The organism is Vibrio sp. MA40-2 (assembly GCF_047302445.1).
GTDB lineage: Bacteria > Pseudomonadota > Gammaproteobacteria > Enterobacterales > Vibrionaceae > Vibrio.
This window is the reverse complement of sequence record NZ_CP178627.1, coordinates 1,083,927-1,098,289: the sequence shown is the minus strand read 5'-3', so window position 1 is coordinate 1,098,289 and position 14,363 is coordinate 1,083,927. Positions and strand designations below refer to the sequence as shown.

Annotated in this window: 9 protein-coding genes; 4 read left to right on the top strand and 5 right to left on the bottom strand. The window is 39.6% G+C overall.

Going from position 1 to position 14,363, the window contains the following annotated elements; all coding sequences use genetic code 11:
- Positions 1-583: 583 nt before the first annotated feature.
- Complete coding sequence (gene pdxH / locus ACLKML_RS04820) at positions 584-1,297, bottom strand: pyridoxamine 5'-phosphate oxidase (RefSeq protein ID WP_413282592.1); 714 nt, start codon at positions 1,295-1,297, stop codon at positions 584-586.
- A 276-nt stretch (positions 1,298-1,573) separates the two neighbouring features.
- Here pdxH and ACLKML_RS04815 point away from each other — a divergent pair, with 276 nt between their 5' ends.
- Genes ACLKML_RS04815 through ACLKML_RS04800 form a run of 4 tightly spaced genes read left to right on the top strand, consistent with a single transcriptional unit; the run spans position 1,574 to position 7,737 of the window.
- Positions 1,574-2,965: an HlyD family type I secretion periplasmic adaptor subunit gene (locus ACLKML_RS04815; protein WP_413282591.1), complete on the top strand. Its 1,392-nt coding sequence runs from the start codon at positions 1,574-1,576 to the stop codon at positions 2,963-2,965.
- A 45-nt stretch (positions 2,966-3,010) separates the two neighbouring features.
- Positions 3,011-3,676 carry a transglutaminase-like cysteine peptidase gene (locus ACLKML_RS04810; RefSeq protein ID WP_413282590.1) on the top strand — a complete coding sequence of 222 codons (666 nt, stop codon included), beginning with the start codon at positions 3,011-3,013 and terminating at the stop codon, positions 3,674-3,676.
- 5 nt (positions 3,677-3,681) lie between these two features.
- The gene (locus ACLKML_RS04805) at positions 3,682-5,592 is read left to right on the top strand and encodes an EAL domain-containing protein (RefSeq protein WP_413282589.1); all 1,911 of its coding nucleotides are present in this window, start codon (positions 3,682-3,684) and stop codon (positions 5,590-5,592) included.
- A gap of 30 nt (positions 5,593-5,622) precedes the next feature.
- A complete protein-coding gene (locus ACLKML_RS04800) occupies positions 5,623-7,737 on the top strand; it encodes a type I secretion system permease/ATPase (protein ID WP_413282588.1) in 2,115 nt (704 codons plus the stop codon).
- Between the two features lie 92 nt (positions 7,738-7,829).
- On the opposite strand, the gene ACLKML_RS04795 is transcribed toward ACLKML_RS04800, so the two are convergent.
- The 4 genes from ACLKML_RS04795 to ACLKML_RS04780 all read right to left on the bottom strand — a co-directional run bounded on the left by ACLKML_RS04795 (position 7,830) and on the right by ACLKML_RS04780 (position 14,062).
- Positions 7,830-9,509, bottom strand: coding sequence for a DUF342 domain-containing protein (locus tag ACLKML_RS04795; protein WP_413282587.1), 1,680 nt, complete (start codon positions 9,507-9,509; stop codon positions 7,830-7,832).
- Positions 9,510-9,702: 193 nt separating this feature from the next.
- Positions 9,703-11,769, bottom strand: coding sequence for a GNAT family N-acetyltransferase (locus tag ACLKML_RS04790; protein ID WP_413282586.1), 2,067 nt, complete (start codon positions 11,767-11,769; stop codon positions 9,703-9,705).
- 85 nt (positions 11,770-11,854) lie between these two features.
- A complete protein-coding gene (locus ACLKML_RS04785) occupies positions 11,855-12,826 on the bottom strand; it encodes a ParB/RepB/Spo0J family partition protein (RefSeq protein ID WP_413282585.1) in 972 nt (323 codons plus the stop codon).
- 6 nt (positions 12,827-12,832) lie between these two features.
- Entirely contained in the window at positions 12,833-14,062 is a 1,230-nt protein-coding gene (locus ACLKML_RS04780) for a ParA family protein (protein WP_413282584.1), read from the bottom strand.
- Between the last annotated feature and the right edge of the window lie 301 nt (positions 14,063-14,363).

Below are 14,363 nucleotides of genomic sequence, written 5' to 3'. Positions count from 1 at the left end.
ACGATTTTTTAAATACATATGAAAAATAATGGTTACTTTTACACGTATCGCCTGACTGATCAGTTGTGGATCATTCAGTTGTGGATCATTATTTTCAGTCATGGTTTAGGAAGCATGATCAAGGATGAAGCAGTGTCGATATTTTGATTAACCAAACCGGAGCCCCTTGATCATTCTTTCGTAAAGCGAGCACCTAGCGGTATCAAATCCTACTTTTCATTCTGTCAAAGGGCTGCTTACGCGGTAATAGCAGCATAGTGTTATGCAATATTGAGGTTTTCGGTAGCGTCACAGACACCAGTATTTATTCAATTCAACGAGAACACAGAGGAACATAAAGACTCATACGCAGCGTAACTAAATGAATAAGGGCGAGTTTTTATCTAATACTTCCGTTAAAGCATGACACGATTAATGTATATCAAAAGGTCAAGCCCACCGCATACACCCCACAAGATCATCATTGCGGAACGATGATCAAGTAACAATGAATTACGGTGAATGTTTACTCAATAGCAATCAAGCGGTTTTAATCATATCCAACGGACTCGGACTAACCATCGATTATATTCAACCCGCAACACTAAGGTGCTAAGCGCTCAACAGTCCACACAGCATCTGTGCCTACAGTATCTAAGTTTAAAGCATCTGAGTTTAAAGCATCTGAGTCTAAAGTACGCTTGTCATCGTTACTTCGTTCTCGGTTAAACAAAAATCTATCATGTAAACGATGCTCGCCTCCTTGCCAAAACTCTATGCTATCAGGAACAATACGAAAACCGCCCCAAAAGCTCGGAATAGGAACATCACCATTAGCAAATTTTTGTTTAAGTTCTAGATACTTACCTTCTAAAAGCCCTCTTGCAGACAAACGGCTACTTTGTTTACTTGCCCACGCTGCAATTTGACTCTCTTTAGGGCGAGAAGAGAAATACTTGATATTATCTAAGGTTGATAGTTTTACCGCAGTACCAGTAACATGCACTTGTCTCTCAATAGTATGCCAAGGAAAATGCAAACTCACTTTTGAATTACCTTCAATTTGGTGCGCTTTTCTGCTGGCTAAATTGGTATAAAAAACAAACCCTTTATTATCTAAATTTTTGAGCAGTACTATGCGTTGAAATGGTTGACCATGTTCGTCCACTGTAGCAACCGTCATGGCAGTCGGATCCGCTAGTTCTGCTTTCACCGCTTGTTCTAACCAATCATTAAATTGATCAATAGGGTTGCTACGTAAATCTTTACGACGTAAGCCACCTCTCAAATACTCTCGACGAATATCGTCTAATTTCATGTTATTCCCTCACTTTTTTCAGATTTTGCGCTTATACTAAAATGAAAACAAGAATCTTCTACATAACTCAACTATTCTATAGACGAACAATGACGATAAGAAAGTTGATGTATACATTGACAATCAACTTAAATTAATCAATATAGTGGACGTATTTATTCTTCACTAACTATATGAAAAAAATAGATTAGCAGTTAGCATTCTAAACGACAGTAAATAAAATTATTACCGATTAAAGTCATAATTTTATGGTTTTAGTAATTCCAGGACAAATAAATGAGCATCAAGAAGTTTGCAAAACTAAAAGATTCAGAATTAGACTACGTTGATGATAAAACCGCCGCTTTGCTCCTCAATACACCAAGTAGTGCCCGAATTCTACTGTGGATAATAGTACTATTTTTCATCTCAGCCATTGTATGGGCGTCGTGGGCAGAGCTAGATAAAGTCACAGTAGGCCAAGGGAAAATAATCCCCAGTTCTCAATTACAAGTAGTGCAAAACCTAGAAGGTGGTTTAGTCAAAAGTTTGTTGGTCCGAGAAGGTGACTCGGTAAAAGAAGGCCAACAGCTTATTCTTATTGATGATACCCGCTTTCGTTCCGACTTTAGAGAAAGTGAGCAACAAATACTCAGTCTAACCGCTAACGTTTTACAACTTTCCGCTTCAATAAGCAGTGTTGACATTCAAGAAGAGTTTGATGATGACAATTGGCAAGACAGTGTAAAAATCGATTTTAACAAACTCGCCTATCCCCCTACCTTTAGTGCAAACCAACCACTTTTAGTCCAAAGACAGCAAGCAGAGTACCGCCAGGGCTTAGAAAACCTAAAAAATAGACTGTCGGTTTTAGACCAACAAGTACAGCAAAAAAAACAAGAGTTGATTGAACAATCGGCGCGAGAAAGAAGCCTAAAGACCAGTTATGATTTAGCCAAACGAGAACTAGATATAACCAAGCCGTTAGCAGATGAAGGAATTGTCACAAAAATTGAATTTATTAAATTACAAAGACAACTCAATGACAAACGCAGAGAGCTCACATCTACTCGATTACAAATCCCAAGTATCAAATCTGCAATCCGAGAAGTCATGTTGGGTAGGATAGATGCGGCACTTAAATTTCGTTCTGAACAACAAGAAAAACTCAATCAAATACAAGACAAACTTTCCGCGCTAACCGAATCTACCGTTGGTCTAGAAGACAAAGTAAATCGGACAGTTGTACTGTCTCCTGTCACTGGAACTGTCAAAAAAATATACGTCAATACCGTGGGCGGTGTTATTCAACCAGGCATGGACTTAATTGAAATAGTCCCAACAGAAGACACATTGTTGGTAGAAGCAAAAATCGCTCCACAAGATATCGCTTTTTTGAGGCCTGGATTACCTGCTATTGTCAAATTCAGCGCGTATAACTTTACACGCTACGGCGGACTTGACGGCACGTTAGAACATATCAGCGCAGATACAATTCAAGACGAAGAAGGCAACAGCTTCTACTTAGTAAGGATCCGAACCGACGATCACAAGTTTTTCACTAAAGCCGAACTCCCTATTATACCGGGTATGACAACATCTGTAGATATAATCACTGGCAAACGAACGATTTTGAGCTACCTGTTAAATCCAATATTGTCTGCCCAACAAACTGCACTGAGAGAATAAGGAATTATACAATATGCTGCTCTTGTACTGGGTAGATATACTGCAATGAAATCGCTCAGTCTTTTATTGGTCATGATGCCATTTTCTATCGCATCTTTTGCTCTCAATACCGTAGAACAGCAATGGATAAATGCGGTTTCAAAAACCTATGGGCAGTACGCAGCTAAACGTACAAATACTTGGATAACAGAAATGAACTCTCTCAAGCAAGATTCTGAAATGCATAAGCTTGAAGGTGTAAACGCATTTTTTAACCAACTTAACTTTGTCGATGACATCGATTTATGGGGAAAAAAAGACTATTGGGCAACGCCACTTGAGTTCATTGGAAGTAATGCAGGTGATTGTGAAGACTTCACTATTGCCAAATATTTTTCATTATTAGAGCTGGGCATTTCTGACACAAAATTACGTTTGGTTTATGTAAAAGCAATTCAATTAAACCAATTTCACATGGTGCTTGCCTATTACGAAAAACCGAACTCCGTACCGATAATATTAGACAATATCAACCCAATAATTATGCCGGCAACAAAACGATCTGACTTATTGCCGATATACAGCTTCAATGGTAAGAATCTTTGGCTAATGAAGGAAAAAGCCAGTGGAGAATTAGCAGGAAACGCATCTCGATTAAGTTTATGGAATGACCTTCGTTCGCGAAATAAAAGCCTGAAACTAAATACACCAAAACGAAACTATAATGAGTAACCACCATGACATTACATAAACAACTTGTCGCCGGAATGTTGGCTGTTTTCTTGTTACTTGTTGGCTCTGTATTCGCAATAGAGTTCTCAACAACACGTAACTTTCTGATCCAGCAACAGCGTTCAGAGGTGAATAACACCATCAATACTGTTGGTCTTGCATTAGCGCCTTATTTAGAACAAAAAGATAAGGTCGCCGTAGAATCAGTGATTAATGCATTATTTGATGGCAGCTCTTACTCGGCAGTAAAACTGACATTCTTAGATACCGATGAAGAAATTCTGCGCACTTATCCCATTACAGCCACTGGCGTGCCCGACTGGTTCATTAATATGAACTTTTTAACTAAGCTTGAGGACAGGCGAGTGGTGACCAGCGGCTGGTTACAATTAGCAGAAATTGAAATCATTAGTCACCCGGGCGAAGCTTACGTGCAACTTTGGGCAGCATTAGAACATTTAGGTATGGTTTTTGTTTTTTCGTTTACGTTCGGTCTGTTACTTATTTCTGCCATGCTTAAAAGAAGTTTACGCCCTCTTTTCCTTATCACCAAAAAAATGGAAGACATCGCTCAAAACAAATTTGGCGAACCTCTTAAACAACCAAAAACCAAAGACTTAGTACCAGTGGTTGATGGCATTAATTTAATGTCAAAACAAGTAGAACAAAACTTTAAAGCACAAGCCAAAGAAGCAGAACAACTAAGAGAAAGAGCTTATATGGATCCTGTTTCTCAACTCGGTAACCGTTCATTCTTTATGGGCCAACTAAACCAATGGTTAACAGAGTCGTCTCGAGGTGGTGTCGCGTTATTGAAAGCTAAATTTATCAAGGAAGCTTATGATGAATTTGGCTATGAAACTGGCGATACTTTAATAAGAGAACTCGCCGACCATTTAAAACTCACCACTGATTCTTCTATCTCAGTTGTTGCTCGAATTAACACTGAAGAATTTGCTTTCATTTTCCCCAATATCGCAAGAGACGATTTAGAAATTTTAGCCAATAATATAGTTGCGAATATCCAAAGTATGCGACCAGATCCGACAGGAACCGCCCCCAATGATATGGCGTTAGGTTTGGTTTACAGTGAAGCACAAAAATCCAGCACAGAAATTTTATCGCTGGTAGATAATGCTCTGTCGCAGGCCATTGTTAACCCAGAACGAAGCTATGACATTGTTTCTGAAGACAGTAAGCAATCACTTCTAGGTAAGCTTCAATGGAAAGAACTAGTTGAAGAGGCAATCAATTCACGTAGTGTCGAATTCAAGTTCCAAGCGGCCACCAGTAATGACGGTTCAACATTCCATCGCGAAGTATTCTCCGCAATAGAAAAAGAAGGTACACGATATACCGCTAACCAATATCTGTTCGCGTTAGATCAATTACATTCCGGTCATCTATTTGACCAATTTGTAATTGAGTACATGATTAACCAACTAGAAGATCAATCTATTCAAGATTCGTTAGCTATCAACCTCACGGTCAGTAGTATCACTGAACCAAGCTTTATTCGCTGGTTAACAAAAATACTGGCCAAACATCCTAACGCGGCACGTAAATTACATTTCGAAATACCAGAAATTTGCTTTATTTCTCATCAACATCATACCGCACTGCTTTGTCATGCAATACGCAGCCGCGGTTCCGATTTCGGTGTTGACAACTATGGAAGACACTTCCATTCCTTAGATTACATCAATGAATTCAGACCGAAATACGTAAAATTGGATTATTTGTATACGCACCAAATCGAAGATGAAAAACAAGATTATACCTTAACCTCAATCTCTCGTGCGGCTCATAATCTAGGGATAAAAACTATCGCTTCAAGGGTTGAAACCAAAGCTCAATTAGACTTTTTGTCTAAGCATTTTATTGAAGCTTTCCAAGGTTTTATTGTCGACAAATAATAAAAAATAGTATATTTGAGGTCACTTTGAATGCAAGATCCACTTTTAAATTCATTAATTTACGTCAGCCGTTATTATGGCTTGTCTAATTCTCCTGATGCTCTGGTCAGTGGTTTACCTTTATCTGATGGCCTACTGACGCCGTTCCTTTTCCCACGAGCGGCAGAACGAGCAGGCTTGGTAGCAAAAGAGAATAGGTCCCCGTTTGCTGACATATCGAAGCTCATATTGCCAGCTGTTCTGTTGTTAGAAGACGAGAGCGCCTGTGTTCTAATTAGCGTTAATGCTCAGGACGGAGAAGCAGAAATCATCACATCTGATTCAGATATGATGCCAATTTCAATGCCAGTAGCAGAGTTAGAGCAGCAATATACAGGGCGATACTTTTTAATCAAAAAACAGTTTCGTTATGACCAACGCTCTCCCGAAATACTAAAAACAAGAGATGGACATTGGTTTTGGGGCACCATATTCGCATCAAAACATATCTATAGAGATGTGCTAATTGCTTCTATTCTGGTCAACATGTTTGCCATTGCTGCGCCAATGTTTACCAGGCTTGTGTACGACAAAGTTGTCCCTAATCTTGCTTTTGAATCATTATGGGTATTGGCATCGGGAATATTTGTCGTCTTTCTATTTGATTTTTTACTTAAATCTCTTAGAAGTTACTTTATTGATGTGGCTGGGAAAAAGTCAGACATTCTCATTTCATCAAAATTGTACAGCAAAGTAATGGGAATTCGTATGGAATCCCGTCCACCGTCTGTTGGCGCATTTGCTCGCCACCTGCAAGAATTCGAATCTATCCGAGAATTTTTTACCTCGGCCACTATTTCTGCATTGATTGACCTTCCTTTCGCTTTGTTATTCTTAGTCGTTATTTGGCTACTAGCAGGAAATCTGGTCATTATTCCTATTATTGGCGTGATCATTCTGATTATACATTCGCTCTTAATTCAAGCACCTCTGAGAAAAAGCATAGAAGAAGGGTCTCGACTAGCATCGCAAAAATACGCCAATTTAATTGAAAGTTTAGCTGGCTTAGAATCGGTTAAGTTATTCGGCGCAGAAAGTAAGTTCCAATATCGCTGGGAAGAGTCCGTGGCCCATATGGCCAACTGGAACATCAAAACCAAAAGGCTAACGGATACGATCCAAAATATGGCTGGCTTAGTACAACAAACCAGTAATATAGGTATGATTATTTTAGGCGTATATTTAATCGCCGATGGTGAGCTCAGCATGGGTGGGCTCATCGCCGCGACAATGCTAAGTGGCCGAGCAATTGGTCCATTAGTTCAGTTATCTCTGCTTTCAACTCGCTACAATCAAGCAAAATCATCGATGACAATAATCGAACAAGTGATGCAAATGCCAGATGAACAAGAAGAAGGTAAACGATACATTCATCGCCCGATTATTCAAGGTAAAATAGAATTAGACAGGGTGACGTTTAATTATCCAGACTCTGAAATGTCTTCTATTCGGGATATTAGTTTAACGATTAACCCTGGAGAAAAAGTAGCCATCATAGGCAGAATCGGCTCAGGTAAAACCACGCTAGAACGGCTGATTATGGGCTTGTATAAACCAACTCAAGGTCATGTTCGCATTGATGATACAGATATAGCTCAACTGCATCACGTAGATATACGTCGTAATATAGGCTGTGTACCGCAAGAAAGTTTGCTTTTCTTTGGTTCGATTAGAGACAACATTACATTGGGACAAACGTTAGTTGATGATAGAGAAGTCATGGACGCAGCAAACCGTGCAGGGGTAACGGTATTTACCCAACAAGACCCAGCAGGATTAGAAAGACAAGTTGGTGAAGGAGGAATGTTACTTTCTGGAGGACAAAGGCAATCGGTGTCAATCGCACGAGCGCTATTGGGCAGACCGCCGGTATTGTTAATGGATGAACCTACCAGTGCCATGGATAACCGAACAGAAATGCGCATAAAAAACCAATTAAACCAATTGCGCAAAGAAGAAACTCTAATTCTTATTACCCATAAAACGACAATGCTTGATGTCGTCGATAGAATCATCATTATGGAAAAAGGCGCGATTCTCGCAGACGGTCCAAAACATAAAATATTAAATGAGCTTAAACAAGGTAAAGTAAAAGCAACGGCTTAGTTTAAGTAAAGTGTTATAGGTTCTTTAACCCGTAGTCTGGATGAAGCACTCTATAACACTTTAATTTTATTAGGCAATAAATACGGCTCATCTTAGGGTAAATCATCCGATTCAACACCTTCCACCATCGTACTGCAATGAATTTTATATTGATCAAATGAGAACACGCTGACGCCTCTTTCTTTCTTAATTAGTAATTTTTCGTCTCCAAATTGAATCATCACTCTAGAAAAGACTTTCTGAACTGACACAGTGTTCTCTATCAGTAAACGCTCTAATTCATGTTCTGCGTTTTCAATTTTTGTTTTTGTCGATTCCATCAGCATACTATTCTGATTTTTAACTTGATGAATCTTTGCTAACTCCTTTTCAACACGTTCTGCTTTCGGCTTTTTCATATATTCCATTTCATAACGTATCGTATCCATGGTTTTATCTTGAACCAATTTGTAACGCTCTTTTAATTCGGCTAACCCTTGCTTATATTTATTAAAGCGCACAAATGCATGAACTGTAGTCGCAGTATCCCCTTCAACACCCAGATGAAAGCACTCTATCTTTCCCCCCACCTTTGCCATACCGCCACTTAGCGTACCATGTTTACCAGACCCATCTTTAACGATGAGATTACCAGTACACAGCGTCGTTGAGTTCATACAATGCAATTCTAATTCAATATCACCATGAGCCTGCAAAAATGCAAACTGAGCATATTTAGACTTAATGTTTCCATTAGTTTTGATAATACATGCTTTATCTTCGCCTTCATCTACTGCATGGCCAATAATTCCCTTGCCAACCAGTATATCTTCTTGAGCTTGAACATCGGCTGATTCAATAAACCCTCCGACTGTTACAGAGCCAGTCGCTCTCACTATCATTCCGGGTTCTATGTTCCCCTCTACCACCAAACTCCCTTTAAATTTTATGTGGCCGGTAGAGACATCCACATTTTTGAGTACTAACGACGAATCAACATCAATCGTAGTTTTTCGGATGATAGGCATTCCTGATTGGCTAGCACGCAGCAAATTAGGGTCGCTATCGTCGATATACGACCCGTTACCTACTTTCAGTTGTTCATCTTTACCTGCTTTTGCCGCAATCGCGACACCAACCACAGTAAAACCTGGCTGGCCTTTTGTTGCAGGCACTCGTTTAAGAATACTTTGCCCTTCGGCTACAGTCACCAATTCACCAAGGTTCCGCATATCCACTTTATGGGTCTTATTATTGTCTTCTTGCGGCGCTAATACCCGTTGATTAATATCCTCTACAAGCGGTATAAACTGCGCGTCACGACCATTGACGGGTTGCAATCCACTAGCAACAGCAAGCTCAAAAGACTCCCCGTTTGCCAGTGCTTGACTAGCAGACAGTACTTTTTTTAAAGCAAGTTTATTTATTCCTTTTATCACATGCGAGTTAGCCAGTGCCTCCATCATATCAACACTACTAATCGGCTTGCCGGCATAAGGTCCATGAACAATCATAGTGGCCAACATATCGCTATCAGACAGAACGACGTTTATCGTGGCATCTTTTTTGTAGGCAACGATAATCCCTTCAAATGCTGATTTTTTATTTTCACATGCAGCTCGAACAAACTGACTGGCAGCCACATCATCGTAATAAAAGTCACTTGCACCCAGCGCCTTTAGTGCTATTTCTAAACCATCAGTGCTAAACGTCGTACCAACTTGCTGGTCGTGAGAGAGTTTAGCGATAACACTATTCGAATTTTCAGATAATTGTATGAGTTCTTTCCACATTTTATTGCACAGCTCATTTGTTACATAAAAGAGTCTATCTTAAAGTATGAGTTACTTTGTGATATTTTGCTCATAAATTGCAGTAAAATTGCTTTTATATTTGAGAGTTATCACAGCTATCTATGATTTACACTGTAAATTACAGGTCTCTGCTCATTCGTTTTAAAAATAAACTCAGACTAACAACGTCAGTTTACAGTGTAAATTTCAACATTGAACTAACTTGCTGCTTGAAGTATTGCTCGGCCGCTTTCTGCCCGGCTAAAGAATACAAACTAGCTATGTCTGACCAGCTTTTTCTCTGTAGCAACTTACTAATAACGACTGGATGTATGCGGATATCGTTCCAATGTTGAAACATCCATTGAGTCAACGCATAAGCGATATTTTCGTAACAACTCCCACCTAACACATAACAGTGAATCAACCAAAGCTGATTGTCGGTAATTGGAAGATGAGCGATCTCGGTAGATTTCAATAGTTCAATAACAAGTTCAGCGGGCAGCTCTGCATATGTTTCTGCCAGCATAGTGATAAGATCGAGAGGAAATTGGCGCGTAACTTGCTCAACCCAATCACCACAATTGAGGTTGTGCAACATGACTAAAGAGTGAGTGCCGCTGGCAGGATCAAGACGACTACCAAGACGGACCGGGAAAAACTTATTCTTAGACCAGAACCGATAAAGTTCACTAGTAAGACCAAAACTAGTGGAAATATAATCGGCTCTAACATCCGTTTGACGGTTCAAACAAGACAACATTTGGCTACCAACACCACGACCTTGAAACGCCTCAACCACAGCAATACGCATCACTCTCAACGAGCAGTCGCTTGCAGCTTGAGTTACCCCTAATTGCCCTGCAATAACAGCAGCACCTAAATGCCCTTTAGGCCGACGTTTACCTAACGTAATAGATTCAATGACATCTAAATCCAGACTACCTTCTTGCTTTGCAACTACACATCCAACAATTTCGTCTTCAATAGTTGCAATGAAAACATGTACCGTGTCGTCATCGAGTATTTGTACCATATCATTGGGCGATGTTTGGTAATGAGCGTTAATCAATATTGAGAAAATAGTACGGAATAAGTTCATATCCTCCAATAATTCTGTTTTGCTCACTAATCTAAAGGAAGACGCCTTTACCTTTTGTACTGGTCGCTGGTCTACTGAATCGCAATCGAGTAAAAATGTAGAAAAAATCCAAGCTTCTAACGGATCACCAACACACCAACGTACTGGCTGATGGATATGAAATTTTTTCCAATTAGCCCTATTTAGATCCAACCATTTGAAAAATTTAATCTTGAATCCACGGCCACAGCCTTCATAACCGTGGATAGTAGACGAAAAGACGGTACGATGGTATTGAGAAACAATACGTATAAGCATAGAAACGGGAATCGCAGAAGCTTCGTCAACAAACAACAAATCACATTCTAAATTGCCACGTAATAGTTCGTCTGGAGAAACGAAGCGAACGAAAGAATCTCGAGAAACGAGCATATTCGCCGATGCTTTATCCACGGTTTGCAAATTACTTTTTGCATGAGAAAAAACAGGATCAATGGCTTTTCGTGAAGGCGCGGTTATTAAAATTCTTACTGGTCGTTCATTTATTAACTGAGCAGCAGCAATACCTAAAGCCGCACTTTTTCCTCTTCCTCGGTCGGCTGTCAGTACCAATGGACGTTTTCTGTGCCCTACTAAAACTTGTTTAATCAGCGACACTGCCTGCTCTTGTTCAGAAAATTGAGACATATGGTTGGGGTTGGCTTCAGGCAGCGATTCAGTCGAGGAGGCTACCGAATCTGATGGCGTACATAACTGTTTTGGTAACGAAGGTAATGCAGAATATTGATCGATAACAATAGCGTCACGTAAATGTTGGTCCAACCAACGGTAGGAATTAAGATTGCGCTCAGACAGCAGAACAAAAAAGATACCGCCACTACGTAATGCACCTGAAGCGGCTGTTAAACTATTGGCATCAAAACCGTTATCATCATCATAAATTAGACAATCTATTTCCTGACCAAGTAATTGAGCGCCTTGCTTATACGAACCTTGCTCGATCTCCCCTATCGCAGCTCCGCCCAATTTGTAGCTGCGTTGAATAGCACTTTGCGCGCAAAATTCACCAATGAGCTGCTTTTGCCAACATTCGGTTCCGGTAAGTCTCACCAAATAACGAAAACCCTGAACCTGGGCTATAGAACGTAGATAGAGTAAATAAGATAGAGGAGTATGCATTTATAAAAACTCGAGTGAATAGACGCTCCATTTTATCACAGCACAAAAAAAAAGCCGCTTTCGCGACTTTATTCAAACACTAACATCAATGAATTTTGCTTTCTATATAACTTAAAATCTCTTGCATCGCCTGATCATCGACCCGTTTCAAACTAATCGCTAAGTTATTGCCATTACGAGTGAAACTGGCGCGCCCTTTAACAAACTCTTTTTTAACGACCGAATCAAGTTTTTTTGGTGCTAACTCGTCAATCCAACTTTCTATATGAGCTGTTACGTCTTTGGTTAAACGAGCAATACCTTGCGACTCTTTTCTTTGCCATGCAAAGACATCGTCAGATTGACATTTTTCAAGTAAAACATCGCGAGATTCTTGGTCTAAATCATTAAACTGTTTATGAAGTTTAACAATAGTAGGCCGCCCCAACTCACTCACATTTGGATAAGCTTGCAATAGCGCTAAGGGCAAAGACGCAGCTTTAAGCGCACCACTTACCAATGATTCACTACATTGAAACATCTCAGCTAACGTTTTTTGGTCACTTGCCTCGCCACTTTCCAGTTTGTGCAACATCTCTTTACCTTTCTCATAAAGAGACAGCGGCTTATGCGCATTAGCTACGTCGGAAAGAAACTTAGCTTGTTCAGTACCAATAGATTCTGCAACATAAATTAAAAAATCTTTCTCAGCCAGAATACATGACATACGACGACGGCTGCCGTCTAAAACCTCAATTCCGCCATCTTTAGTTCTGCGACCTACCGCAGGATATTGTTGCCCTCTGACTTTTAAAGTAACCATTACATCAGATAATGCATGTTCATTTAAAAAAGATTGTTCACGAGCATTCTGAGCAAAAACCGTCGTACGGCTTTCAATCTCGTTAGCTGGAATCTTAATTAATTCAAACTCGACAGCTTGTTGCCCTGCTACCGCTAATTCAATAACTTGAGCTTGCTCTTTTGCCGCTGTTTGGGCTTCTTGTGGAGTCGTCGCGCGGCGCTTGTTTGCTTTACCAAATAATTTCGCGTTTAACTCAGAAGTTTTTATCGCCATTTTTATTTACTCCTGATTCAATGAATTCCAATGACTATGTAATACTCGCTCAAGCTCTAATGATGCTTTCTGAATGGCATCTTGCGCGGTATGCAGTGTTTTTTTACCGCCTTCAAACTCACCTACAGTAAGATCAAATACCGTACTATAAGTATCCGCACAAGTTTCAAAAGCACGGCTTCGCGGTATGGTTGCCATCATAACTTGATCGTTTAATAGATAGTTCATTTCAGTCAATACTGACACTTGTTTTTTATTATCATCCTCAAACATAGTCGGCATCAAACGTACAAATTCGAGCCCCTTCCACTCTTCAGGGAACATTTCATAAACCGTAGGAAGGTGTTGAAAGAAGTTCACCGTTGAAGCCCAATCAAGTCGTTTTGCTGCGCATGGAATTAACAAAGCATTCGAAGCGTACATTGCATTCCAAACAAGTGGGTCAACATGTGGACCGGTATCAATCATGACAATATCAAAATCATCAGAGATCTTATCAATCAACTTCTCTTTTAATAAACAAACGATATCTAGCGACTGATTTTGTGACAAATGCTGCCACGCTTCAGCGTTAAACATCGCATCTTCAGGAAAAGCAGAAATAGTTTTTAAATTTGGGTATTGAGTCGGCAGTAACACATTTTTATTTAAAAACTCTCTATCTACTTCAACATCATCTGGCACATTATCCAGCATAATATCGACGGCAGAATAAATATTTTCGTGCTGTTCCACACTAATTTGAGGATTCAAAAATAATCGAAGTGAGCCTTGCGGATCTAAATCTATCAAACAAATGCGATATCTTTTGTCCAAATTCAAAGCCAAACACGCCGCTAGATGAACTGCCGTCATCGACTTACCCGTGCCGCCTTTTTGGTTCTGAACATTAATCACCCAAGGTTTTCTCGCTACATTGCTATCTTTACCAAGCTTCCGCTCATGGAACATAGGTCTACCAGCTGCGTCCATCAGCATATGAGCTTCTGCAAGTGAAATAGAATAGTGATTAGCATTATTCTTAGTAAACTGATGGCCTTGAGCTTCCAGTTTATTAATCGCATCATCTAACTTTCTTCTAGTTAAACCAGATCGAGTTTCCATCAACGCTTTAGACATTGCGGGAAAGTGCTCATCACTTCGCTCTTCCAATACTATCTCTATACGGTCAGCTTGAACTTGTTTTGTTTGTTCAGCTAAGCGATAAAGGTTTTCTATTGTTTGCTCTCTTTTCATTTCAAATGATCCGTACAGAAAGGTATACGCAATATTGTACATAAAATAAGTACAAAAACAATAAATAGCTGAACATTCATTTCGGAGTATAGAATAAATTTTTTGACCGACATTTGGTTAAAAGGTTAATAAACTATCATATTAAGAACATATATTATGCTATAAGTCTTTATCGTAAAGAGCATAACTAACCAAAATATTCCCTACAATTAAAGTGTTACAATGTCACTTATTTACAGTGTAAAAACAATAACTACTGGAACGATATATAAACCACGATTAATTACGGCAATTGTATTTT